Source organism: Streptomyces canus, from assembly GCF_001514145.1.
In the GTDB taxonomy this organism is placed as follows: Bacteria; Actinomycetota; Actinomycetes; order Streptomycetales; family Streptomycetaceae; genus Streptomyces; species Streptomyces canus.
The window spans coordinates 146,314-170,312 of record NZ_KQ948659.1 but is presented as its reverse complement, the minus strand read 5'-3'; the positions used below and the strand labels follow the sequence as shown (position 1 = coordinate 170,312).

22 protein-coding genes are annotated in these 23,999 nt (G+C 71.8%); 11 read left to right on the top strand and 11 right to left on the bottom strand.

Annotated elements, in window-relative coordinates; all coding sequences use genetic code 11:
* Positions 1-85 precede the first annotated feature (85 nt).
* Positions 86-1,270, top strand: coding sequence for a quinolinate synthase NadA (gene nadA, locus AQJ46_RS14420; protein WP_057611825.1), 1,185 nt, complete (start codon positions 86-88; stop codon positions 1,268-1,270).
* Between the two features lie 18 nt (positions 1,271-1,288).
* Here nadA and AQJ46_RS14415 read toward each other — a convergent pair whose 3' ends face one another.
* From AQJ46_RS14415 to AQJ46_RS14385, 7 genes are all read right to left on the bottom strand, one after another.
* Complete coding sequence (locus tag AQJ46_RS14415) at positions 1,289-3,523, bottom strand: protein kinase domain-containing protein (protein WP_059205987.1); 2,235 nt, start codon at positions 3,521-3,523, stop codon at positions 1,289-1,291.
* A gap of 80 nt (positions 3,524-3,603) precedes the next feature.
* On the bottom strand, positions 3,604-4,749 hold the full coding sequence (locus tag AQJ46_RS14410; RefSeq protein ID WP_059205986.1) for an RNA polymerase sigma factor: 1,146 nt from the start codon (positions 4,747-4,749) through the stop codon (positions 3,604-3,606).
* Positions 4,742-5,164: a YciI family protein gene (locus AQJ46_RS14405; protein WP_059205985.1), complete on the bottom strand. Its 423-nt coding sequence runs from the start codon at positions 5,162-5,164 to the stop codon at positions 4,742-4,744. Before AQJ46_RS14405 ends, AQJ46_RS14410 begins: the two co-directional genes overlap by 8 nt.
* A gap of 126 nt (positions 5,165-5,290) precedes the next feature.
* Complete coding sequence (locus tag AQJ46_RS14400; RefSeq protein ID WP_059205984.1) at positions 5,291-5,968, bottom strand: response regulator; 678 nt, start codon at positions 5,966-5,968, stop codon at positions 5,291-5,293.
* Positions 5,969-5,996: 28 nt separating this feature from the next.
* Positions 5,997-7,217, bottom strand: coding sequence for a sensor histidine kinase (locus AQJ46_RS14395; RefSeq protein ID WP_059205983.1), 1,221 nt, complete (start codon positions 7,215-7,217; stop codon positions 5,997-5,999).
* A gap of 115 nt (positions 7,218-7,332) precedes the next feature.
* Entirely contained in the window at positions 7,333-7,611 is a 279-nt protein-coding gene (pspAA, locus tag AQJ46_RS14390) for a PspA-associated protein PspAA (RefSeq protein WP_057611772.1), read from the bottom strand.
* Between the two features lie 22 nt (positions 7,612-7,633).
* Positions 7,634-8,416 carry a PspA/IM30 family protein gene (locus tag AQJ46_RS14385; protein ID WP_242435893.1) on the bottom strand — a complete coding sequence of 261 codons (783 nt, stop codon included), beginning with the start codon at positions 8,414-8,416 and terminating at the stop codon, positions 7,634-7,636.
* Positions 8,417-8,634: 218 nt separating this feature from the next.
* Here AQJ46_RS14385 and AQJ46_RS14380 point away from each other — a divergent pair, with 218 nt between their 5' ends.
* Both AQJ46_RS14380 and AQJ46_RS14375 read left to right on the top strand, forming a co-directional pair.
* Positions 8,635-9,312 carry a DUF3043 domain-containing protein gene (locus AQJ46_RS14380; RefSeq protein WP_007381502.1) on the top strand — a complete coding sequence of 226 codons (678 nt, stop codon included), beginning with the start codon at positions 8,635-8,637 and terminating at the stop codon, positions 9,310-9,312.
* An 83-nt stretch (positions 9,313-9,395) separates the two neighbouring features.
* The gene (locus AQJ46_RS14375) at positions 9,396-10,097 is read left to right on the top strand and encodes a class I SAM-dependent methyltransferase (RefSeq protein ID WP_057611770.1); all 702 of its coding nucleotides are present in this window, start codon (positions 9,396-9,398) and stop codon (positions 10,095-10,097) included.
* 58 nt (positions 10,098-10,155) lie between these two features.
* On the opposite strand, the gene AQJ46_RS14370 is transcribed toward AQJ46_RS14375, so the two are convergent.
* On the bottom strand, positions 10,156-10,371 hold the full coding sequence (locus AQJ46_RS14370) for a hypothetical protein (RefSeq protein WP_057611769.1): 216 nt from the start codon (positions 10,369-10,371) through the stop codon (positions 10,156-10,158).
* 115 nt (positions 10,372-10,486) lie between these two features.
* Between AQJ46_RS14370 and AQJ46_RS14365 the strand changes: the two genes are divergently transcribed.
* Positions 10,487-11,689: a bifunctional adenosylcobinamide kinase/adenosylcobinamide-phosphate guanylyltransferase gene (locus AQJ46_RS14365; protein WP_059205982.1), complete on the top strand. Its 1,203-nt coding sequence runs from the start codon at positions 10,487-10,489 to the stop codon at positions 11,687-11,689.
* Here the strand turns inward: AQJ46_RS14365 and AQJ46_RS14360 are convergent.
* Positions 11,678-12,289, bottom strand: a complete 612-nt coding sequence (locus AQJ46_RS14360; protein WP_318656718.1) for a class I SAM-dependent methyltransferase — start codon at positions 12,287-12,289, stop codon at positions 11,678-11,680. The genes AQJ46_RS14365 and AQJ46_RS14360 overlap by 12 nt on opposite strands.
* Positions 12,290-12,415: 126 nt before the next feature.
* Between AQJ46_RS14360 and cobT the strand changes: the two genes are divergently transcribed.
* The 3 genes from cobT (at position 12,416) to AQJ46_RS56535 (ending at position 16,035) form a co-directional block, all read left to right on the top strand.
* Positions 12,416-13,504: a nicotinate-nucleotide--dimethylbenzimidazole phosphoribosyltransferase gene (gene cobT / locus AQJ46_RS14355; RefSeq protein WP_059205981.1), complete on the top strand. Its 1,089-nt coding sequence runs from the start codon at positions 12,416-12,418 to the stop codon at positions 13,502-13,504.
* Positions 13,505-13,565: 61 nt separating this feature from the next.
* The gene (locus AQJ46_RS14350) at positions 13,566-15,332 is read left to right on the top strand and encodes a phosphatidylglycerol lysyltransferase domain-containing protein (protein ID WP_059205980.1); all 1,767 of its coding nucleotides are present in this window, start codon (positions 13,566-13,568) and stop codon (positions 15,330-15,332) included.
* A gap of 10 nt (positions 15,333-15,342) precedes the next feature.
* A complete protein-coding gene (locus AQJ46_RS56535; protein ID WP_059205979.1) occupies positions 15,343-16,035 on the top strand; it encodes a hypothetical protein in 693 nt (230 codons plus the stop codon).
* 209 nt (positions 16,036-16,244) lie between these two features.
* Here AQJ46_RS56535 and AQJ46_RS14340 read toward each other — a convergent pair whose 3' ends face one another.
* Positions 16,245-17,003: a hypothetical protein gene (locus AQJ46_RS14340; protein ID WP_057611764.1), complete on the bottom strand. Its 759-nt coding sequence runs from the start codon at positions 17,001-17,003 to the stop codon at positions 16,245-16,247.
* Between the two features lie 73 nt (positions 17,004-17,076).
* Here AQJ46_RS14340 and cobS point away from each other — a divergent pair, with 73 nt between their 5' ends.
* A complete protein-coding gene (gene cobS, locus AQJ46_RS14335) occupies positions 17,077-17,859 on the top strand; it encodes an adenosylcobinamide-GDP ribazoletransferase (RefSeq protein WP_059205978.1) in 783 nt (260 codons plus the stop codon).
* Here cobS and AQJ46_RS14330 read toward each other — a convergent pair.
* Positions 17,856-18,647, bottom strand: coding sequence for an endo alpha-1,4 polygalactosaminidase (locus AQJ46_RS14330; RefSeq protein WP_059205977.1), 792 nt, complete (start codon positions 18,645-18,647; stop codon positions 17,856-17,858). The two genes, cobS and AQJ46_RS14330, sit on opposite strands and share 4 nt — an antisense overlap.
* Positions 18,648-18,876: 229 nt before the next feature.
* Between AQJ46_RS14330 and AQJ46_RS14325 the strand changes: the two genes are divergently transcribed.
* The 3 genes from AQJ46_RS14325 (at position 18,877) to sucB (ending at position 23,952) form a co-directional block, all read left to right on the top strand.
* Positions 18,877-20,403, top strand: coding sequence for a leucyl aminopeptidase (locus tag AQJ46_RS14325; RefSeq protein WP_059205976.1), 1,527 nt, complete (start codon positions 18,877-18,879; stop codon positions 20,401-20,403).
* Positions 20,404-20,717: 314 nt separating this feature from the next.
* On the top strand, positions 20,718-22,106 hold the full coding sequence (gene lpdA, locus AQJ46_RS14320; protein ID WP_057611760.1) for a dihydrolipoyl dehydrogenase: 1,389 nt from the start codon (positions 20,718-20,720) through the stop codon (positions 22,104-22,106).
* 61 nt (positions 22,107-22,167) lie between these two features.
* A complete protein-coding gene (gene sucB, locus AQJ46_RS14315) occupies positions 22,168-23,952 on the top strand; it encodes a 2-oxoglutarate dehydrogenase, E2 component, dihydrolipoamide succinyltransferase (protein WP_059205975.1) in 1,785 nt (594 codons plus the stop codon).
* Positions 23,953-23,999 lie beyond the last annotated feature (47 nt).

The following is a 23,999-nucleotide window of genomic DNA, read 5'->3' as shown; positions in this document are numbered from 1 at the left end:
CGACGCTATAGCCATCGTCAAAGTGACGTGAACCGGGTTATGATAGATAGCGTCAGTTCGACGAAAAGTAGAAAGGGTGCGTGTCGTGACCACCGCCCAGACCACGGAGCTCGACGTACAGCCGACTCCGCTCGCCCTGTTGCTGCTCGGCCGCGAGGCCGACCCGAGGAGCGAGCGGGGCGTCGAGTGTCCCGGCGACCTGCCCTCGCCCTCCGACCCCGACCTGGTCGAGCGCGCCCGCGCGGCCAAGGAGAAACTCGGGGACAAGGTGTTCGTCCTCGGCCACCACTACCAGCGTGACGAGGTCATCCAGTTCGCCGACGTCACGGGTGACTCGTTCAAACTGGCCCGGGACGCGGCCGCGCGCCCGGAGGCCGAGTACATCGTGTTCTGCGGTGTGCACTTCATGGCCGAGTCGGCGGACATCCTCACGTCCGACGACCAGAAGGTGGTCCTCCCCGACCTCGCCGCCGGCTGCTCCATGGCCGACATGGCGACGGCCGAGCAGGTCGCCGAGTGCTGGGACGTGCTCACCGAGGCCGGCATAGCCGAGCAGGTCGTGCCGGTGTCCTACATGAACTCCTCGGCGGACATCAAGGCGTTCACGGGCAAGCACGGCGGCACCATCTGCACGTCGTCCAACGCCAAGAAGGCTCTCGAGTGGGCCTTCGAGCAGGGCGAGAAGGTGCTGTTCCTGCCCGACCAGCATCTCGGCCGCAACACCGCCGTGCGGGACATGGGGATGACGCTGGAGGACTGCGTCCTCTACAACCCGCACAAGCCGAACGGCGGCCTGACCGCCGAGCAGCTGCGCGACGCGAAGATGATCCTGTGGCGCGGCCACTGCTCGGTGCACGGCCGCTTCTCGCTGGACTCGGTGGAGGACGTCCGCGCCCGGATCCCCGGCGTGAACGTCCTCGTGCACCCCGAGTGCAAGCACGAGGTCGTGGCCGCGGCGGACTACGTCGGCTCGACCGAGTACATCATCAAGGCGCTGGAAGCGGCCCCGGCCGGCTCGAAGTGGGCCATCGGCACGGAGCTCAATCTCGTACGCCGGCTCGCGAACCGTTTCGCCCCCGAGGGCAAGGAGATCGTCTTCCTCGACAAGACGGTCTGCTTCTGCTCGACCATGAACCGCATCGACCTGCCCCACCTGGTCTGGACCCTGGAGTCGCTGGCCGAGGGCAAGCTCGTCAACCGGATCGAGGTCGACAAGGAAACGGAGGCGTTCGCGAAGCTGGCGCTGGAGCGGATGCTGGCGCTGCCGTAGTCCCCTGCCCCCGCGGGCTCACCCCGGGTTCCGCTCGGGGTGGGCCGGGTCGAGGCTGAAGACGGTGCCGTCCGGGGTGCTCGCGATCAGCGCGCCACCGTACGGCAGCACCTCGGACTTGATCACGTCACCGCTCGCGAGCTGCTCGGCGTGCGCGCCCGTCTCCCACAGCAGGGTGCCCTTGCGGGCGTCCAGGGCCGCGACCCGGCCGCTGGTGCTGACGAGGTACAGCGTGCCGGTGCGGGCGTCGTACACGGGCTGGCCCGAGCCCTCGGCACCGGTCCGGGTCTGCCACAGCTGTCTGCCGGTCAGCGGGGACACGGCGGTCACCTGGCCGTTGGCCCCGGTGATCCACAGGGTGTCGGCGGCCAGGGTCACCGAGCCCTCGTAGTCCTTCGCCAGCTTCGTCGTGGTGCCGGCGCCGGTGTCCGGGTCGACCAGCAGGATCTTGCCGAACGTCAGGTCCTCGGGACGCGCCGGGCCCGTGCTGCCCCCGATCACGAAAGCCAGCCGGCCGTCGGCGACACCGAGCAGGCCGCTCTGGTACGGCGTCTTCAGGCGCCGGACGACCGAGCCGTCGGTCCGGTTCAGCTCCAGGACCGCGGCGGCCCGCGTCTCGTCACCCGGAAAGCATTGCGCGTACAGGGCGGAGCCGGCCGTCGGGAACATGCAGTAGTTGCCGGCGGGCATCTGTGCGGTCCAGCGGTCGTCGCCGGTGCGCGGATCGCGGGCCGTCACCAGTCGGCCGCTCGGGTCGGTGGTCAGGACGAGGTCGCCGGACACGGCCAGGTCGACGCTGGTGTCGTTCACCTTGCGGGACCACAGCCGCTCGCCGCTGTCCGTGTCGAGGGCGACGGCGGTGACCGTGCCGTCCCCGCCGTCGTCCGGGTAGACGACCTGCCGGACGATCACCGCGCCGTCGCGTACGCCGAGAAGCGTGAATTCGTTCAGCCCGGTCTCGCCGGAGTCGGCGGACGCGAGCGAGGAGCGCCAGACGGTCTTTCCCGTACGGCCGTCCAGGCGCACCGGAAGGATGTCGTTGCCCGCGCAGTAGACCGCGTCCTGGTACCTCCGGCAGGTGGCGTCGCCCGGGGATCCGCGGTCCTTTCCCAGCGCTTGGACCTCGCCCCGGGCCGCCGTCTCGTGCACCGTCGTCTGCCAGGGCTGCCAGCCGGACGGCACGGCCGCCCAGCGGGAGTCCGCGGACGAGGAGGCGCCCGCCACCTGCGGACCGTCCCCGAATCCCGGCCCGAACCGGATGTACCCGAGCACGCCCAGGGCCAGCGCGCAGACGGTACCGGTCACGGCGAGCAGGGGGCGGCGGATCCGGCGGACCCGCCCGGTGCGGGTGAGCGCCGCCGGCGCGGCCTCGGCGTACGTCTCCTCGACGCGGCGCAGAGCGTCCCGGCGGAGCGTCACGGTGTCCGGTGCCGTGCGGTCCGCCTCGGGCAGGACGTCCGCGAACTCCTTCGCCAGCGCGTCGAGTTCGGGGCGGTCCGCGGCCTCCTTGGTCAGACAGCGCTCCAGGATCGCGCGCAGCGGCTGGGCCACGCCGTCGAGGACGGGGGACTCGTGGACGACCCGGAAGGCCGTCAGATAGGGGCTGTCGGCGTCGAACGGCCCGCGTCCGGTCGCCGAGAACACCAGCAGCGCGCCGAGTGAGAAGACGTCGGAGGCGGGGCCGACCGTGCGGGCGTCGGTGAACTGCTCCGGGGACATGAAGGGCGGGGTGCCGATCATCTGCCCGGTCTCGGTGAGGGTGTTGTGGTTCTCGGCCGCGCGGGAGATGCCGAAGTCGATGACCCGGGGCCCGTCCGGGGCCAGCAGCACGTTGGCCGGCTTGAGGTCTCGGTGCACGACCCCGGCCCGGTGGATGTCCCGCAGCGCCTCCACCAGCCCGAGGGCCAGCTGCCGCAGTTCGGTGTCCTTCAGCGCGCCCCGCTCGCGGATCCGGTCGGCGAGGGAGCGGCCGGGTACGTACTGGGTGGCCATCCAGGGCCGTACCGCCTCGGGGTCCGCGTCCACGACCGGGGCGGTGAAGGCGCCGCTCACCTTGCGGACGGACTCGATCTCCTGACGGAAGCGGGCGCGGAAGACCTTGTCCTCGGCGTACTGGGCGTGCACGACCTTCACCGCGACCTCGCGCCCGGAGCGCGCCCTGCCCCGGTAGACGATGCCCATGCCACCGGTGCCGAGCCGGTCGACCAGTCTGTACCCGCCGACCGACTTCGGGTCGTCCTTGTGCAGTGGCACGCCCGAATCCCTCTCCCGTGTACGGCAGTTCGAGGGCCAGCATATGTAAACCAAGGGACGGGCTTCGCCCCCTGTGGACATCAGCGCTCGCGGCGGGTGTTGAGCCGGGCGGCCCGACGGGTCAGGTAGTCGCGTTCGGCGAGGTTGGGTGCCCGGTGTGCGGCTTCCGCGTACAGACGGGCCGCGGTGGTCAGGTCGCCGTCGCGTTCGTGGAGGTAGGCGGCGACCGCGGTGTGCCGGGGCAGCGAGTCCTCGATCGCGGCCAGGGCGGCCAGGCCCGCGCGGGGGCCGTCCGCCTCGCCCACGGCGACCGCGCGGTTGAGGCGGACGACGGGGCTGTCGGTGAGGCGGGCGAGCTCGTCGTACCACTCGACGATCTGCACCCAGTCGGTCTCCCCGGCGGTGGGTGCGTCGGCGTGCAGGGCGGCGATCGCGGCCTGGGCCTGGAACTCGCCCAGCCGGTCGCGGGCGAGGGCGGCCTGCAGGATCCGGACGCCCTCGGCGATCGCCACGGTGTCCCAGCGGGTGCGGTCCTGTTCGGCGAGCGGCACCAGACCGCCGTCGGGAGCGGTGCGGGAGGCGCGGCGGGCGTGGTGGAGCAGCATGAGGGCGAGCAGCCCGGCGACCTCGGGGTGGTCGATGGCGGTGGCGAGCTGCCGGGTGAGCCGGATGGCCTCGGCGGCGAGGTCGACGTCGCCGGAGTAGCCCTCGTTGAAGACCAGGTAGAGGACGCGGAGCACGGTGGCCACATCGCCGGGCTGGTCGAAGCGGACCCCGGAGACGGTCCGCTTGGCCCGGCTGATGCGCTGCGCCATGGTCGCCTCGGGCACGAGGTAGGCCTGGGCGATCTGGCGGGTGGTGAGTCCGCCGACGGCGCGCAGGGTGAGGGCGACGGCGGAGGACGGGGTGAGCGAGGGGTGGGCGCACAGGAAGTAGAGCTGGAGCGTGTCGTCCACGGCGGGCGCGGGTCCGGGCGCCGGTTCCTCCTCGATACGGTCCTCACGGCGGCGGCGAGCGGTGTCCGAGCGGGTCGCGTCGAGGAACTTGCGCCAGGCCACGGTGACCAGCCAGCCCTTCGCGTCCCGCGGCGGGTCGGCCGGCCAGACCCGGACGGCCTCGACGAGCGCGTCCTGGACGGCGTCCTCGGCCGCCGCGAAGTCGGCGCCGCGGCGGACGAGGACGGTGAGCACGCTCGGCGTGAGGCTTCTGAGCAGCACCTCATCCACCGGGGTGGCACTCCGGGTCGGTGGGTGACGCCGCGTAGAACGGGCGCAGCTCCAGCCACTCGTGGATCGGCTTCCCGCCCGCCCCGGGGGCGGCCGACAGCTCCCCGGCCAGCTCGACGGCCCGCTCGTAGCTGTCGACGTCGATCACCATCCAGCCGGCGATGAGGTCCTTGGTCTCGGCGAACGGCCCGTCGGTGACGGGCGGGCGCCCCTCGCCGTCGTACCGCACCCACGTCCCCTCGGGAGCGAGCGCCTGCCCGTCGACGTACTCCCCGGTCTTCACCAGCCGGTCCGCGAAGTCCCGCATGTACTGCACGTGCGCCGAGATCTCCTCAGGCGTCCACTGCTCCATGGGCACGTCGTTGGCCGGAGCCGGAGCGCCGCGGTAGTGCTTCAGCAGCAGGTACTTGGCCATGGTGTCTCTCCTCGGTCCCGTTGCGGCCCATTCTGGCCGCTCTCACCACGGGGACGGAGCGGGGCACGGGTTCTCGACATCACCGCGGGGATTCTTTCGCGGCCCACGTCGACGGCCCCCGTCGGGTCAGTCCACCCTCGGCCGTACCAGCCCCGACTCGTACGCGATCACCACGAGCTGGGCCCGGTCCCGGGCGCCCAGCTTGGCCATGGCCCGGTTGACGTGGGTCTTGACGGTGAGCGGGCTGACCTCGAGGCGCTCGGCGATCTCGTCGTTGGAGTGACCACCGGCGACCTGGACGAGGACCTCGCGCTCGCGGACGGTGAGGGCGGCCAGGCGTTCGGAGCGCACCGGGTCGTTGTCGTCCGCGTCGCCCTGGGCGAGGAAGCGGGCGATCAGCCCCTTGGTGGCGGCCGGGGAGAGCAGGGCCTCGCCGCCGGCCGCGACCCGGATGGCGCTGAGGAGTTCCTCGGGTTCGCTGCCCTTGCCGAGGAAGCCGGAGGCACCGGCCCGCAGGGACTGCACGACGTAGTCGTCGACCTCGAAGGTGGTCAGGATGACCACGCGGACATGGGCGAGGCTGGGGTCCTCGCTGATCATGCGGGTGGCCGCGAGGCCGTCCGTGCCGGGCATCCGGATGTCCATGAGGACGACGTCGGCACGCTCCTTCCTGGTCAGCCGGACCGCCTCGGCGCCGTCGGACGCCTCGCCGACCACCTCCATGTCCGGCTCCGAGTCGACTAGCACACGGAACGCGCTGCGCAGCAGTGCCTGGTCGTCGGCGAGCAGGACACGGATCGTCATACGGGCTCTCCCGTGGCAGGGGTGGGGGTCATACGGCGCCGCCGGCGGCCGGGGTGCGGGTCTTGACCGGCAGGATCGCATGGACGCGGAAACCGCCGCCGTAGCGGGGACCGGTGGTGAGGGTGCCGCGCAGGGCGGTGACCCGCTCGCGCATGCCGAGGAGGCCGTGGCCGCCGCCGCTGTCGGGGTCGTCGTCCTCGCCGGCGCCGTTGTCGAGGACGGTGATCTCCACGTTGGGGCCGACGCGTACGACGCTGACCTCGGCCTTGGCCTCCGTGCCGGCGTGCTTCTGGACGTTGGTGAGGGCTTCCTGGATGACCCGGTAGGCGGCCAGGTCGACGGCGGCGGGGAGGGTGGTGCCGTGGTCGGCGCGGGCGACCTCGACATGGAGGCCCGCGCTGCGGAAGGTGCCGACGAGTTCGTCGAGGCGGGCGAGCCCGGGGGCGGGCTCGGTGGGGGCCTCGGGGTCGCCGGACTGTCTCAGCAGGCCGACGGTGGCGCGGAGTTCGTTGAGCGCGGAGCGGCTGGCCTCGCGGACGTGGGCGAGGGCTTCCTTGGCCTGGTCGGGGCGCTTGTCCATGACGTGCGCGGCGACTCCGGCCTGGACGTTGACCAGGGCGATGTGGTGGGCGACGACGTCGTGCAGGTCGCGGGCGATACGCAGGCGTTCTTCGGCGACGCGGCGGCGGGCCTCCTCCTCGCGGGTGCGCTCGGCCTTCTCCGCGCGCTCTCTTATGGCCTGGACGAAGGCGCGGCGGCTGCGGACGGCGTCGCCCGCGGTGGCGCCGATCCCGGTCCAGGCGAAGATGCCGAGGTTCTCCTGGGCGTACCAGGGCAGCGGCCCGGCAAGCATCGCGGCGCCCGTCAGCACGGTCATGGTGAGCAGGCCGGCCCGCAAGGTGGTGGGGCGGTCGGTGGTGGAGGCGACCGTGAACAGGGCGATGACGGCGGCCATGGCGACCGGGGCCCGGGGATCGCCGGTGACGCACTCGATGATGGAGGCGGTGCCGGTGAGGGCGAGGACCGTGAGCGGGGCCCGGCGGCGGAAGACCAGGGCCAGAGCTGCGAGGACCATGAGCACGAGGCTGAGGGGGGCCGGGGTGCGCAGGCTCCAGCTGACGGCGTCCTTCTCATGGGGCTCGACGAAGGAGCCGGCCATCATGCAGGCGAGGACGCCCGCCGCGAGGACGGCGTCCAGGGCCAGGGGGTGCGCTTTGAGCTGCTGTCTGGCGCGCTGGAGAGTGCTCACGTCCGCAACGGTACGGGTGCCCTGGCGGGGGCGGAACGGAGGCTACCTGTACGTCCCGGGTGGCCGGGCCGGGGACGCGGTGACCGTCGTCCCCGGGAGCGCGCCGTGCGCCCGGTCATCCCGGGATGAGGCCGTCGTCGCTGAGCAGGTCCCGGACCTCCTCCAGGGTGGCGTCCGGGGACGGGAGGATCAGTTCCGAGGGTTCCAGGGAGTCGTCCGGGAGCGGCTCGCCCAGTTCGCGGACCCTGGTGAGGAGGGCTTGGAGAGTGCGTCGGAAACCCGGGCCGTCGCCGTTCTCCATCTCGGTGAGCAGCTCGTCGTCCAGCTTGTTCAGGTCGGCGAGGTGGCTCTCGGCCAGCCTCACCTGCCCCTCCCCCATGATCCGTACGATCATGTCGCCCTCCTCGGCGTGGGCCCTACTGCTTGTCGAAGCGTGGGGTGTCCTGCGGCTGCTGCTGGGACTGCGACTGGCCGGTGCCGCCCTCGATGGCCTGCTGCGACGACGAGCCTCCCGCCAGCTCCGCCTTCATGCGCTGCAGTTCCAGCTCTACATCCGTACCACCGGAGAGCCGGTCCAGCTCGGCCTGGATGTCGTCCTTGTGCATGCCGGACTGGTCGTCCAGGACGCCTGAGGCGAGCAGTTCGTCGATCGCGCCGGCCCGGGCCTGGAGCTGTGCCGTCTTGTCCTCGGCCCGCTGAATCGCCAGGCCGACGTCGCCCATCTCCTCGGAGATGCCGGAGAACGCCTCACCGATACGGGTCTGGGCCTGGGCCGCGGTGTACGTCGCCTTGATGGTCTCCTTCTTGGTGCGGAAGGCGTCCACCTTGGCCTGGAGGCGCTGGGCCGCAAGGGTGAGCTTCTCCTCCTCGCCCTGGAGCGTGGAGTGCTGGGTCTCGAGGTCGGTCACCTGCTGCTGGAGAGCGGCCCGGCGCGAGAGCGCCTCGCGGGCCAGGTCCTCACGGCCCAGTGCGAGGGCTTTGCGGCCCTGGTCCTCCAGCTTGCCCGACTGGGACTGCAGCTGGTTGAGCTGGAGTTCCAGGCGCTTGCGGGAGGTGGCCACATCGGCCACGCCCCGGCGCACCTTCTGGAGCAGCTCCAGCTGCTTCTGATACGAGTAATCGAGGGTTTCGCGCGGGTCCTCGGCCCGGTCAAGGGCCTTGTTCGCCTTCGCGCGGAAGATCATCCCCATACGCTTCATGACACCGCTCATGGGCTTCGCGCGCCCCCTTCTGACGGACTTCCAGCTCCAGCTCTGCGACAGAACCCACAGTACGGGCCCTGCATCCATTGACGCACTGTTCCGGGACGGATGCGCTCATCCCCAAGGACGACTGACCAATCCCCTGCTCCGGCGTAAGGAGTAGGTGACCTTCAGGGTGAGCAACCGATCACCGGACGTCCCCTCTGTCCCCCTACATGACGACTGGTGTTGCCGGATCGTTCCCCACCGGGCTGGGGTCCAACCCCGGACACCCCTTACCCTTGGGTTTTGTGTTCCGTAGCCGTGCCACCAAGGAAGAGAAGGCCGCCGTCGCCGACAAGGCGCAGCTGACCGACTCCAAGCAGCCCCGCGACCCGCAGGCCCCCAAGGGCCGGCCCACGCCGAAGCGCAGTGAGGCCCAGTCCCAGCGCCGCAGCGTCGCCAATACGTCGTTGACCCGCAAGGACGCCGCCAAGCGCCAGCGCGAGGAGCGCCGCAGCGCGCTGGAGAGGCAGCGCCAGGCGCTGGCCGGCGGCGACGAGCGGTATCTGCCCGCGCGGGACAAGGGCCCGGTGCGCAAGTTCGCCCGCGACACCATCGACGCGCGGTTCAACGTGGCGGAGTTCTTCCTGCCGATGGCCGTGGTCATCCTCGTGCTGAGCCTGGTGCGGGTGGGCGCGCTGCAGAGCATCGCGCTGCTGCTGTGGCTCGTCGTGATCGTGCTCATCGTGCTCGACTCCATCCTCACCGGTTTCCGTCTGAAGAAGCGGCTCGCCGAGCGCTTCCCGGACCAGAACCGCAAGGGCGCGGTCGCCTACGCCCTGATGCGCTCCCTCCAGATGCGTCGCCTCCGGCTGCCGAAGCCGCAGGTCAAGCGCGGAGAGCGGCCCTGAGTACGACGTCTTTCTCCGGGGGCGCGGCGGATGCCTGGCTGAACAAGCTGGGCGGGCTGCGGAATGTCGTACGACAGGAGCTGGTGGCCCGGCAGCTCGACGAGCAGATTGTCCAGCGGTACCCCGTCGGGCAGCGGCTGCGGGTGCTCGACGTGGGCATGGGCCAGGGCACCCAGGCGCTGCGGCTGGCCCGGGCCGGGCATCAGGTGACCGGGCTCGAACAGGACTCCACGATGGTCGCGGCGGCCCGGGAGGCCCTGTCCGCCGAGCCCGAGGGCATCCGGGAGCGGATGCGGATCATCGAGGGCGACGGCCGGGACACCGGGGTGCACTTCCTGCCGGGCAGCTTCGACGTGGTGCTGTGCCACGGTGTGCTCATGTACGTCGAGGAGCCGGATCCGCTTCTCGCGGGGCTGGCGCGGATGCTGGCACCGGGCGGGCTGCTGTCGTTGCTCGTGCGCAACGGTGACGCGCTGGCGATGCGGCCGGGGCTCGCCGGGGACTGGGCCGGAGCGCTGGGCGCCTTCGACACCACCGCGTACCGCAACCGGCTGGGGCTCGATGTGCGGGCCGACCGGCTGAGCACGCTGACCGCGACCCTCGCCGGCATCGGGGCACCGCTCCAGGCCTGGTACGGCGTGCGGGTGTTCACGGACACGGCGTCGGACGGGACCGAGGCGCCGGCCGATGTGGAGGCGCTGCTGGCCTGCGAGGAGCGGGCCGGGCGGACGGATCCGTATCGAGGGGTCGCCGCGCTGCTGCACCTGTGCGGAGTGCGGGGCTGAGCGCTCCGTCGCTGTGCGGAGGGGGGCGAGGGGGCCATGGCACCCTCGCCCGTCGGGGTCAGGCCTCCTCGGCCGCGCGCAGGCTCATCGGACCGTAGATCTCCGTGGCGTCCTCGAACAGCCGTACCTGTTCCGCGCCGCCCGCGAGCAGGGCCTTCCAGTACTCACCGAGCCAGGACTCGGCGTCTCCCTGGGTGGTGAACTCCTCCGGCTCCACGGCGGGCTGGGTCTCCGCGCCGTCGGCCTTCTCGAATCGCCAGGTCCATGTCGCCATGCGAGCCTCCCGTGTTTGATCCGTTACGAAGAGCACCCTAAGCGGTAGTTCGTCGGCCGCGGGCCTGTGGGGGTTGCTCGCGCAAGATCAACGGGTACCGGCGAGAATCGTTTCCGTGGAACTCACTCTGCTCGGTACCGGTGCCCCCAACGGCCTTCCCCGCCCCGGCTGTCCCTGTGCCGCCTGCGCGGTCGCCGTCGGGGCGGACGCGCGGGGTGCCACCGCCGTCCTCGTCGACGAGACCCTGCTGCTCGATCTCACCCCCGGTGCCGCCTTCGCGGCCGCCCGCGTCGGGCACTCGCTCGGTGGCGTACGGCAGGTTCTGCTGTCGCACCCCCACGACGGACCCCCCGTCGAGGTGCCCGCCGGGCTTCCGCAGCCGGGGCGGGTGCCGGACGGACGGGAGTTGACGTTGCTGACGGGCCATCGGGTGCGGGCCGTGGCGATGGACGCGCCGGGGACCGGGTACGCCGTCACCGGACCCGCCGGGCAGCGGGCGCTGTATCTGCCGCCGGGGGGTTCGCCCGCCGGGCTGGAGGAGGGGGCCGTCGAGTCGTACGACATGGTGCTCGTCGATGTCGTACGGCGGCCGGACGCGCTGGCCCGGCTGCGGGCCGTGGGCGCTGTCGGGCCCACCACGGATGTCGTCGCCGTGCATATCGATCATGACGTGCCACCGGGGGCCGAGTTGCGGCGGCGGCTCGCCGCGGCGGGGGCGCGGGCCGTGCCCGACGGGACGACGCTGGCCGTCGGGGTCTACGAGGACGTACCGGATGTGCCGCGGCGGACGCTGGTGCTGGGCGGGGCGCGGTCCGGGAAGTCGGTGGAGGCCGAGCGGCGGCTGGAGGCCTTCCCCGAGGTGCTGTACGTGGCGACCGGCGGGTCGCGGAACGGGGACACCGAGTGGGCCTCCCGGGTCTTCGCGCATCGGGAGCGGCGGCCCGGGTCGTGGCGTACCACCGAGACGTGCGATCTGGTGCCGCTGCTGAAGGACGACGGGGCGCCGCTGCTGATCGACTGTCTGTCGCTGTGGCTGACGGACGCGATGGACGCCGTGGGAGCGTGGGACGACGCGGAGTGGGCCGACGGCGGGGAGCGCGAACTGCGAGCACGGGTACGGGAGTTGACGGAGGCGGTGCGGGGTGCGCGGCGGACCGTGGTGGCCGTGTCCAATGAGGTGGGGTCGGGGATCGTGCCGGCCACCGCGTCCGGGCGCCGGTACCGGGACGAACTGGGGCGGCTGAACGCGGCGTTCGCGGGCGAGTGCGAGCAGGTGGTGCTGGTGGTGGCGGGGCAGGCGATGGTGCTACGGGGCTGAGGTGGCGGTGCCTTCACGGTCCTTGCGGGCGATCACCCGGTACGCCTTCGCGAAGCGGGTGCCGGCGAGGAGGAGGGCCAGGGTGTGGTCCAGCGCTCTCGCGGCGAAGGCCAGCGGCCCGATCGCCCTCGGGGACAGGCGGGTCGTCACGCGGCCCGGGATGTGCGCGGATCTGCGGGCCGTGGTCACGATCGTGCAGCCCTGCGACTCCAACTCGGCGCGGGGGTCGTCCTGGCATTCCACGAGGAGGTGGCCGCCGGGGCGCAGGACGGCGAGGGCGGCCTGGAAGTCCTTGGTGCGGGGCCGCTGGTTCAGCAGGCTGACCACGTCGTAGCGGGCGCGGAGACGGGCGGTGATCTGCGGGTCCGTCAGCCGGCCGAGGTGGCCTTCCTCCAGGCGTTCGACCGCCTGGGCGTGCAGGACGCGGTGACTGAGGTCCAGGCCGTCGAAGGCCGTGTAGGGGAAGAACCTTCTCGCTGCCTCCGGGAAGTCCGCGTCCCCCGTCTCCACGTCCAGCCAGCTCTCCGGTTCGGGGAACCGCAGTATCGCGCGGGCGGTGGAGCGAAGACGCCGTACGGACGGGGCGGTCGGTGCGGGCATGAGGCCTCCCGGGAACGTACGGCAATTCGCTGCAAATCGGAACGTATGGGATCCCGATCCCGGGTGCAACGACGTCGTGGCCACGTGGCGCCCCCGTGTTCGATCAGGGCCGGTACTGTTCGGCGAATGAGCTCGCTTAATCTCGACGACTTCACCGATCTGATCGAGCGCCCCGACGGCGGGGTGCGTCGCGACGCCGAGGCGCGCCGGGAGCGTCAGATCGTGCCGCCCGGGGCGCTGGGCCGCCTCGACGACCTGGGTGAGTGGCTGGCAGCGGCGCAGTCGGCCGTACCGGTACGGCCGGTCGAGCGGCCGCGCGTCGTGCTGTTCGCCGGTGACCACGGGATCGCCGAACTGGGCGTCTCGGGGCGGGCCGCCGGCAGCGCCTCGGAGCTGGTGCGGGAGGTCCTGGAGGGCGGCCGTCCGGTGTCGATCCTCGCGCGGCGGCTGGGTGTGCCGGTGCGGGTCGTCGACATGGCGCTGGACTGCGATCCGGCCGAGCTGCCGGAGGATGTCGTACGGCATCGGGTGCGGCGCGGGAGCGGTCGAATCGATGTCGAGGACGCGTTGACCCTCGAGGAGGCGGAGGCCGCCTTCCGGGCCGGGATCGCGGTGGCCGACGAGGAGGCCGACTCCGGTACCGATCTCGTGGTGCTCGGCGATGTGAGTGTGGGCGGGACCACGGTGGCCGGGGTGCTGGTCGCGGCGCTGTGCGGGACCGACGCGTCCGTCGTGACCGGGCGGGGCGGGACCGGGATCGACGATTTGGCCTGGATGCGCAAGTGCGCGGCGATCCGGGACGCGCTGCGGCGGGCGCGGCCGGTGCTCGGGGACCAGTTGCAGTTGCTGGCGGCCGTCGGCGGGGCCGACCTCGCCGCGATCACGGGCTTTCTCCTGCAGAGCGCGGTGCGCAAACTGCCCGTCGTGCTGGACGGGGTGGTCGTGGCCGCCTGTGCGCTGGTGGGTCAGCGGATCGCGTTCCGGGCGCCGGACTGGTGGCTGGCCGGGCAGAACAGCGGTGAGCCGGGACAGACGAAGGCGCTGGACCGGATGGCCCTGGAACCGCTGCTCGACCATGGTGTGACTGTCGGGGAGGGTGCGGGCGGACTGCTGGCACTGCCGCTGGTGCAGGCCGCGGCTGCGCTGGCCGCCGAGCTGCCGGAGAGGCCCGCGGTTTCCGAGGAGGAGCCGGAGAAGGTGTCCGAGGAGGAGTAGTCCCGGACAGGTGGGTGCCCTTGCGAGGGAATCACCGGCGCAAGGGGCATGATCGCCCTTCATGGGAGATGTCCGAGTTGCACCTGTTCGGAAGGTCCGCCGGTCCACCACCGCCTCGCGGCGGGCCGCCGGATTCGCCGTCTGGTATCTGCGGGTCGTCGCGTTCGTCAACTTCCTCAGCGCGGTGTGGGTCTCGCTGGGGCAGGACGTGCGGCGGCACAACCAGGAGGACTTCTTCACGCCGTATCTGCTGACGGCGGGCTTCGCCTCCGGGGTGTTCACGGCCTTCCTCGCCATCACCATGCGGCGGCGCAAGCGCGCGGCGTGGATCCTGAACCTGGTGCTGTCGGGGGCGTTCCTCGCGCTGTTCCTCTTCGCGATGGCGTTCCCGGAGATCCGTCGGTACGCGCAGAACTGGATCTCGCTCGGCCTCACGGCCGCGTTCGTCGCCGCGCTGCTCGTCGGCCGGCGGGAGTTCTACGCCAAGGGTGACCGGTCCAATCCGCGGCTCGCCGCCGCCGTGGCCGTGGGCGGACTGCTCGTGTCCTCGTTGCTGGCCGCGCTGCTGGTGACCGCCACCAACAAGGCCTCGAGGTCCTCGTCCTTCGGGGAGCGGTGGTGGTACGGCACACTGCGGCTGGTCTCCGTCGCCGCCGACGACTCCCGCTTCGACGGGATCCTGACGCCGAACTGGGTCAACGTCGTCATCAACGTGCTCAGCACGATCCTCGTCCTCGCCGTCCTCTACGCCGCCTTCCGCTCCCGGCGTGCGGTCGACCCGCTCACCGAGGACGACGAGCGGCGCCTCAGGGAGCTGCTGGAGCGGCACGGCGAGCGGGACTCGCTCGGGTACTTCGCGCTGCGCAGGGAGAAGAGCGTCGTCTGGTCACCGACCGGGAAGGCGGCCGTGACCTACCGGGTCGTCAGCGGGGTCTCGCTGGCCTCCGGCGATCCGATCGGCGACCCGGAGGCCTGGCCGGGGGCGATCGAGCCGTGGCTCGCCGAAGCGCGGGCGCACGGGTGGCTGCCGGCGGTGATGGGCGCGGGCGAGGACGCGGGGACGGTGTACGCGCGGCACGGCCTGAACGCGCTGGAGCTGGGCGACGAGGCGATCGTCGAGGTCGCCGAGTTCACGCTGGAGGGGCGGGCGATGCGGACCGTCCGGCAGGCCTACAACCGGGTCAAGCGGGCCGGGTACACGGTACGGATCCGGCGCCACGAGGACATCCCCGCCGAGGAGATGGCGGCTCTCGTACGGCGTGCGGACGACTGGCGGGACGGTGCCACCGAGCGCGGGTTCAGCATGGCGCTGGGGCGGCTCGGGGATCCGGAGGACGGCCGGTGCGTCGCGCTGGAGTGCAGGGCCGGCGACGGTGAGCTGAAGGCGGTGCTCTCCTTCGTGCCGTGGGGGCCGCACGGGCTGTCCCTCGACCTCATGCGCCGGGACCGCGACGCGGACAACGGACTCATGGAGTTCATGGTCATCGAGCTGCTGAATCGCGCCCAGGAGATTCAGATCACCCAGGTTTCGCTCAACTTCGCCATGTTCCGTTCGGTCTTCGAACGTGGTGCACGCCTTGGTGCCGGGCCGGTGCTGCGGCTGTGGCGGTCGCTGCTCAGCTTCTTCTCGCGCTGGTGGCAGATCGAGTCCCTGTACCGGGCCAACGCCAAGTACCGGCCCATCTGGGAGCCGCGGTTCCTCCTCTTCGAGAAGAGCGCGGACCTGCCGCGCATCGGCATCGCCTCGGCCCGCGCGGAGGGGTTCCTGGAGGTGCCGGGACTGCCGGGGTGGCTGCGGCGGCGGGAGCACCTGAGCACGCACAGATGAGGACGATGGGATGAAGACGCTCGCCCGCTGGGCCCGCGCGGAGTGGGGGCCGCTGTACGTCACCGTGCGCGGACCGCTGCTGCGGCGGACGTGGCGGGCGGTCCCCCTGGCGTTGACGGCCGTCGGTCTGACGGCTGCCCTGCACTTCGTGCACAACCAGTCGTGGGGTTATGACGTCGTCCAGGACGTCGGTGCCGTACGCGCCGCGGACCCGCTGTGGCTCGCTCTGCTCCGCACTCCCCTCTCCCTGTTCGTGCCGGCCCTGGACCTGCCGGTGTGGGGCGCGCTGGCGCAGATCCTGTTCGTGTTCGGGATCGCCGAGATCTGTCTGGGCCGGTGGCGGACGCTCGCTCTGGCCTACGCGGCCACGCTCGCCGGAACGCTGTACGCCCGCGTGGGTGTCTGGCTGGGCCCCGACAGCCCGCTCGGCCTGTCCGCCTCGGACGCGCACGTCGTCGACACCGGCCCGTCGGCGGCCGTGGTGGGCCTCGCCGTCTTCCTCGGCCTGCGCTACGGCGCCCGGGTCACCGCGGGCGCCGTCATCGCGGCGATGGTGGCGGAGGTGCTGGTGAAGGAGAACCTCGCCGGCAGGGAACACCTCGCGGCGATCGCGGCGATGCTGGCGCTGTGTGCGATCTCGACGGCACGCCGGCGGCGTGCGAGGGAAGAGGCCGGGTCGGGGCTGCCGCCCGGCGAGCCCTGAGACGAGCACCGACGCGGACCACGTCCCGCGTCCTCACCCGCGCCGATCCCGCCGGAAGCGACCCGTGCGCCCGCGCCTCGGCGAGCCACGGCCCGATCGCCCCCGGCCAGGGTTCTCCCCGCGCAGCCCATGCGTCCTCGGGCCCCGGGCTCCGGAACCCGGCATTGACGCCGACCGCCCCGCGCCCTGACCAAGATCCCCGCGGCGCGTCAGCGGCGTTCCAGCGACGGCGTCGGGTCCGGTTTGCCGCCGATCAGGTCCTGGAACCTCCGGCGGGGGCCCGACCAGCGCTTGTCGCGGTGGTAGGCGCGCAGGGTGGCCCGGGCGCGGGCGCGCGGGCGGCTGCGGTAGAAGCGGCGGGCCCAGGGGGAACCCGGGCGGGCCAGGCGGATGACACCGATCAGGCCGACGAGCGGGACGATCACGCTGAAGATCGCCATCCGGGTCTTGCCCTTGAACAGGACCAGCATCGCGAAGACGAAGTTGACCACCACGCTGGTGATCACGCCGCCGCGGTCCTGGGCCTCCTCCTGCGTCACGTCGTTGACACCGAACGGCGAGAACCCCGCGAGCATCAGGCCGACCAGCGCCGCGGTGAGGACCACGACCTCGACGCTCTTGCGGCCCTCCTCGGTCCAGTAGACGTCGTCGAGATGCAGGATCAGCGCGAACTCGTCCAGCACCAGACCCGCGCCCATGCCGAAGACGACCGCGCACAGCCCCGCCACGAAACCGTGCCGCCCGCTCGTGACCGCGCCGAAGCCGCCGACGACGGTGAGGACGACTCCGGGCACCACGTGGTGGATGTGCACCCCTCCGGTGCTGACGTTGCCGAAGGGACCCTTGCCCGCCCGGATGAGCCGGGTGATGACCCGCGTGATCACGAAGGTCAGGACGAACGCGGTCAGGGCGAGGAGCAGCGGCAGCTTGCCCGGTTCCACGATGTTGCGCTCCAGCCAGTGACCCATGTCCCCAGTCTCCGACCGGCGGGGGTGGGCCGCCCGGCGGCCACGGCGTCCGGGCTACCCTGCCGACGTGTCCATGACCCCGCCCCCGCTCGACGGCCTCCGCTTCGCCTTCGGCACGCTCAGCGTGCTCCCGGTGAAGGTGACCCGCTGGGACCGGGAGGCGGCACGCGGCGGCATGCTGTGCGCTCCGCTGGTCGGGCTGGCACTGGGGGCCGTGTCGGCCGCGCTGGGCCTCCTGCTCCTGGCCCTGGGCTCCTCCGCACTGCTCGCCGCGGTTGCCACCGTCGCCGTACCGGCGGTCCTCACACGGGGTCTGCACCTCGACGGCCTCGCGGACACCGCCGACGGCCTGGGCAGCGGCAAGCCCGCCGAGGACGCCCTGCGGATCATGAAGCAGTCCGACATCGGACCGTTCGGAGTGATCACCCTCGTCTTCGTGCTGCTCGCCCAGGTGGCCGCGCTGTCGCAGCTGTACGGCGACTCGTGGGCGCGGGGTGCGACGGCGGCCGTGGTCTCGGCGACGGCCGCGCGCCTGGTCCTGACGCTGGCGGCCCGCGCCGGGGTCCCGCCGGCCAGGCCGGAGGGGCTGGGGGCCGCGGTGGCGGGGGTGGTCCCGGTACGAGGCGCGATACCGGTGGCCGTCGCGGTGACGCTGGGGGCGGCCGGAGCGGGGGCGCTCCTCGGGTCGTACGACATCGTCCGCACGGTCCTGGCGGTCGCCGCCGCCGTGGCAGCGGCCGAGCTTCTCCTGCGGCACTGCACGCGCCGCTTCGGCGGAGTGACCGGGGACGTGTTCGGAGGGCTGGCGGAGACGGCGGCGACGACGGCACTGGTGATCCTGTCGGTGAACGTCTAACAGGCCTCGCGCCACACCCCGAGCTCGTACTTCTTCAGCATCGAACTCAGCTTCAGCCGCCGGGACTCGGCGCAGAAGCGGCTGGTGGGCAGTTCGTACTCGACGTGGAAGACCGCCTTGTCCGCCTTGACGAACGGCTCCATGTCCGCGCACTCGGCGTACTGCGCGCACTGCTCGTTGACCGCGAAGTCGAAGTCCCCCACCAGCTCCGGGATCTGGTCGAGGTCGTTCTTCAGGCCGACCGACAGTCCGCGGTCGTGGGCCATGTCGGCGATCAGACGGTTGTAGCGGAGCTGGTCCCCCGCCGTCAGTTTGAAGCCCGAGCGGTTCTTGTAGCCGTCCATGTTGTCCGGTTCCACCGCGTCGAAGCCCTTCTCGCGGCACATGTCGAGGCGGTCCGCCATCAGGGGTTCCAGGGCGTCCGTGGCGCGGATGTCGAGCCAGCGCTCCCCCTTCCAGCCGTTGCCGCGCCCGATCACCGACTCGGGGAACCTGTCGGCGTCGGGGCGCCAGTCCTCCCATGCGCCGGTGGAGAGGTAGCAGATGACCTTGCGGCCCTTGCGGTGCAGGGACGACACCACCGCCTCGGACTGGTCGAAACCGTCGATGTCGTACACCGGCACGTCAACGGACGTGTCGACACGGCCGGTCAGCTGCCACTGCCAGGCGACGCCGGGGCGGGGCCGCCAACGGGCGTCGCCGGACGCGGAGTCGGGGGTGGAGTCGGGGGTGGTCGAGCATCCCGTCACCAGGAGGAACAGGACGACGAGCAGGAGAGGGCGCTTCAACGGACGGGCTCCAGACAGTGCGACGGCGTACCCAGGGATGATCTCGTGTGCCGCAGCCGGAGGTACGCTCGGCCGACCCGAGCGTAGGCTCGTCCCGGGTGGTCGCCGACAGGGGTGAAGGCCCCGATCGGGGCCCGTGCTCGGACACGAAATAGGGTCGGCCGTCGGGCCCGGTCGACCCACCCTCTCGACCACAGCAACTTCACATCGGAAGCGAGAATTCACCACCGTGACTGCTCTCACTCTCAGCACCTCCGCGGCGCCCGGCCTGCGGGCCGACGCGATCGTGATCGGTGTCGCCAAGGGCGCGAAGGGCCTGGTAGTGGCGCCGGGCGCCGAATCCGTGGACAAGGCCTACGACGGCAGGCTCGCCGGCGTCCTGGAGACGCTCGGTGCCTCCGGCGCCGAGGGCGAGGTGACGAAGCTGCCGGCGCCCTCCGGCATCAAGTCGCCGCTCGTGGTGGCCGTGGGCCTGGGCGCCGAGCCCGAGAAGGACTCCTCCTTCGACCCGGAGGCGCTGCGCAAGGCCGCCGGTGTCGCCGCCCGCGCGCTGGTCGGCGCGAAGAAGGCCGTGTTCGTGCTGCCGCTCGGCGACGCCGCCGACGCCGGCGCGGTCGCCGAGGGCGTGCTGCTCGGGGCGTACTCCTTCACCACGTACAAGGAGAACGGCAAGGACGCCAAGGCGAAGAACGGCAAGGCTCCGCTGGCCGAGGCCGCGCTGCTGGGCGGCAAGCCGCGGGACGCCGCGTACAAGGCCGCGCTCGCCCGGGCCACCGCGGTCGCCGAGGAACTCAACCGCGCGCGCGACCTCATCAACATGCCGCCGAACGACCTGAACCCCGAGGTGTTCGCCTCGATCGTGCAGGCCGCGGGCAAGGAGCACGGCCTCAAGGTGCAGGTGCTCGACGTGAAGGCGCTGGAGAAGGGCGGCTACGGCGGCATCCTCGGCGTCGGCGCGGGGTCGGCGTCGGGGCCGCGGCTGGTGAAGCTGTCGTACACCTCGTCCAAGGCGAAGAAGCACCTCGCGCTGGTCGGCAAGGGGATCACGTACGACTCGGGCGGTATCTCGCTGAAGCCGGCGGGCCACAACGAGACGATGAAGTGCGACATGAGCGGGGCGGCGGCGGTGTTCGCGGCCGTGGTCTCGGCCGCGCGTCTGGGTCTCGAGGTCAACGTCACCGGGTGGCTGGCGCTCGCCGAGAACATGCCGTCGGGGTCGGCCACGCGTCCCGGTGACGTGCTGCGGATGTACAGCGGCAAGACCGTGGAGGTGCTCAACACCGACGCGGAGGGGCGGCTCGTCCTCGCGGACGCGCTGTGGGCCGCGTCCCAGGAGAAGCCGGACGCCATCGTGGACGTCGCGACCCTCACCGGCGCGATGATGCTGGCGCTCGGCAGCCGGACGTTCGGGATCATGGCCAACGACGACGCGTTCCGCTCCGCGGTGTACGAGGCCGCCGAGGAGGTCGGGGAGCCTGCCTGGCCGATGCCGCTGCCGGAGCACCTGCGCAAGGGCATGGACTCTCCCACCGCCGACATCGCGAACATGGGTGAGCGGATGGGCGGTGGGCTGGTCGCCGGGCTCTTCCTGCGGGAGTTCGTGGGCGAGGGGATCACCTGGGCGCACCTCGACATCGCGGGTCCCGCGTTCAACGACGGCGGTCCGTTCGGGTACACGCCGAAGGGCGGGACGGGGACGGCGGTGCGGACGCTGGTGCGGCTCGCTGAGTTGACTGCCTCGGGTGACCTGGGGTGATGGTCGCCCACTAGCTCGGTGCCATCGGTTGTGTGGCGTCTGCAGGGGCGTGGGGGCTGGTCGCGCCACGCGGCGGAGCCGCAAACGGATACAGCCCCCGCGCCCCTGACGTGTCTCACCATGTCCCCTCTTCTCATGTGAGCGTGTGGTGTCTCACACCCCGGCCCGGCGTCTCGTTCAGGGCGGACAAGTGCGAAGATGGGGCTCGGCAGGACAGGGCCCCCACCACAGGGCCGAAGAAAGAGCGGCCGGACACCAGCCGCCGCGCGGTCACTGGAGACCGGCGTACGGCGCACATGCATGGAGGACGTGACGTGGCGAACGACGCCAGCACCGTTTTCGACCTAGTGATCCTCGGCGGTGGTAGTGGCGGTTACGCCGCGGCCCTGCGCGGGGCTCAGCTGGGGCTTGACGTCGCCCTGATCGAGAAGGACAAGGTCGGCGGTACCTGCCTGCACCGGGGATGCATCCCCACCAAGGCCCTGCTGCACGCGGGCGAGATCGCCGACCAGGCCCGCGAGAGCGAGCAGTTCGGTGTGAAGACCACCTTCGAGGGCATCGACATCGCCGGGGTGCACAAGTACAAGGACGGCGTCGTCGCCGGCCTGTACAAGGGCCTCCAGGGGCTTGTCGCCTCCCGGAAGGTCCACTACATCGAGGGCGAGGGCCGGCTGTCGTCGCCGACCTCCGTCGATGTCAACGGACAGCGCATCCAGGGCCGCCACGTGCTCCTCGCGACCGGCTCCGTGCCGAAGTCGCTGCCGGGCCTGGAGATCGACGGCAACCGGATCATCTCCTCGGACCACGCCCTCGTCCTCGACCGCGTGCCGAAGTCCGCGATCATCCTGGGCGGCGGTGTCATCGGCGTCGAGTTCGCCTCGGCGTGGAAGTCCTTCGGGTCGGACATCACGATCATCGAGGGTCTCAAGCACCTCGCCCCGCTCGAGGACGAGAACTCCTCCAAGCTGCTCGAGCGCGCGTTCCGCAAGCGCGGCATCAAGTTCAACCTGGGCACCTTCTTCCAGAAGGCCGAGTACACCCAGGACGGCGTCAAGGTCACCCTTGCCGACGGCAAGGAGTTCGAGGCCGAGGTACTGCTGGTGGCCGTCGGCCGCGGGCCCGTCTCCGCCGGTCTCGGTTACGAGGAGCAGGGCGTCGCGATGGACCGCGGCTACGTCCTGGTCGACGAGTACATGCGCACCAACGTCCCGACCATCTCCGCCGTCGGTGACCTGGTCCCCACGCTCCAGCTCGCGCACGTCGGCTTCGCCGAGGGCATCCTGGTCGCGGAGCGTCTGGCCGGACTCAAGACCGTTCCGCTCGACTACGACGGCGTCCCGCGGGTGACCTACTGCCACCCCGAGGTCGCCTCCGTGGGCATCACCGAGGCCAAGGCCAAGGAGATCTACGGCGCGGACAAGGTCGTCGCTCTGAAGTACAACCTCGCGGGCAACGGCAAGAGCAAGATCCTGGGTACCGCGGGCGAGATCAAGCTCGTCCAGGTGAAGGACGGTGCCGTGGTCGGCGTCCACATGGTCGGCGACCGCATGGGCGAGCAGGTCGGCGAGGCCCAGCTGATCTACAACTGGGAGGCGCTGCCGGCCGAGGTCGCCCAGCTCATCCACGCCCACCCGACGCAGAGCGAGGCGCTCGGCGAGGCGCACCTGGCCCTTGCGGGCAAGCCGCTGCACGCGCACGACTGATCCCTCGGTCGACGAAGCGACGATCACAGACTTCCGCAATTCGTAAGGAGCAACCGAAACCATGGCGGTTTCCGTAACCCTTCCGGCGCTCGGCGAGAGCGTCACCGAGGGCACCGTCACCCGCTGGCTGAAGGCCGAGGGTGAGCGTGTAGAGGCCGACGAGCCGCTGCTCGAGGTGTCGACCGACAAGGTCGACACCGAGATCCCCTCCCCCGCCGCCGGCATCCTGGCCTCCATCAAGGTCGCCGAGGACGAGACGGTCGAGGTCGGCGCCGAGCTGGCCGTGATCGACGACGGCACCGGCGCCCCCGCCGCTGCCCCGGCACCGGCCGCCGAGCCGGTCGCCGAGCCCGCCCCGGAGCCGGCTCAGGCCGCCCCGTCCACCGAGCAGGCCGCCCCCGCGCCGGCTCCCACCGCCGAGGCCGCTTCCGGCGGCGGCTCCGCCGAGGGCACGGACGTCGTCCTGCCCGCGCTGGGCGAGTCCGTCACCGAGGGCACCGTCACCCGGTGGCTGAAGGAGGTCGGCGAGGAGGTCGCGGAGGACGAGCCCCTGCTCGAGGTCTCCACGGACAAGGTCGACACCGAGATCCCGGCGCCGGTCGCCGGCGTCCTGCTGGAGATCGTGGTCGGCGAGGACGAGACGGCCGAGGTCGGCGCGAAGCTCGCCGTCATCGGCGCCCCGGGCGCGGCTCCGGCCGCTGCCCCGGCCCCCGCCGCTCCGGCCCCCGCTGCCGAGGCCCCCGCCCCGGCGCCCGCCCCCGCGGCTCCGGCGCCCGCTCCGGCTCCTGCCCCGCAGGCGCCCTCGGCTCCGGCCCCGCAGCAGCAGACGGCTCCGGCACCCGCCGCTCCGGCTCCGGCGCCCGCCCCGGTCACCCCGGCCCCGGCTCCCGCCGCGACCTCCGGTGACGACGGCGCCTACGTGACCCCGCTGGTGCGCAAGCTCGCCGCCGAGAACGGCGTCGACCTGGCAGCCGTCAAGGGCACCGGCGTCGGCGGCCGGGTCCGCAAGCAGGACGTCATCGCCGCCGCCGAGGCCGCGAAGGCCGCCGCCGCTGCTCCGGCTCCCGCCGCGGCCGCTCCGGCTGCCGCCACCGCCAAGAAGGCGCCGTCCCTGGAGGCCTCCCCCCTCCGTGGCCAGACCGTCAAGATGCCGCGCATCCGCAAGGTCATCGGCGACAACATGGTCAAGGCGCTGCACGAGCAGGCGCAGCTGTCCTCGGTCGTCGAGGTCGACGTCACCCGCCTGATGAAGCTGCGCGCCCGCGCCAAGGACGGCTTCGCGGCCCGTGAGGGCGTCAAGCTCTCCCCGATGCCGTTCTTCGTCAAGGCCGCGGCCCAGGCGCTGAAGGCGCACGCGCCCGTCAACGCCCGGATCAACGTGGACGAGGGCACGATCACCTACTTCGACACCGAGAACATCGGTATCGCGGTGGACTCCGAGAAGGGCCTGATGACCCCGGTCATCAAGCACGCGGGCGACCTCAACATCGCCGGCATCGCCAAGGCCACGGCGGAGCTCGCGGGCAAGGTCCGCGCGAACAAGATCACGCCCGACGAGCTGTCCGGCGCGACCTTCACCATCTCCAACACCGGTTCGCGCGGTGCGCTCTTCGACACGATCATCGTGCCGCCGGGCCAGGTCGCGATCCTCGGTATCGGTGCCACGGTCAAGCGGCCGGCGGTCATCGAGACCGAGGAGGGCACGGTCATCGGCATTCGCGACATGACCTACCTGACCCTCTCCTACGACCACCGTCTGGTGGACGGCGCCGACGCGGCCCGTTACCTGACCGCGGTCAAGGCGATCCTGGAGGCAGGCGAGTTCGAGGTCGAGCTCGGCCTGTAAGCGCCTTCGCTCGTACGGTGCCCCCGTCCGGTTTCCGGGCGGGGGCA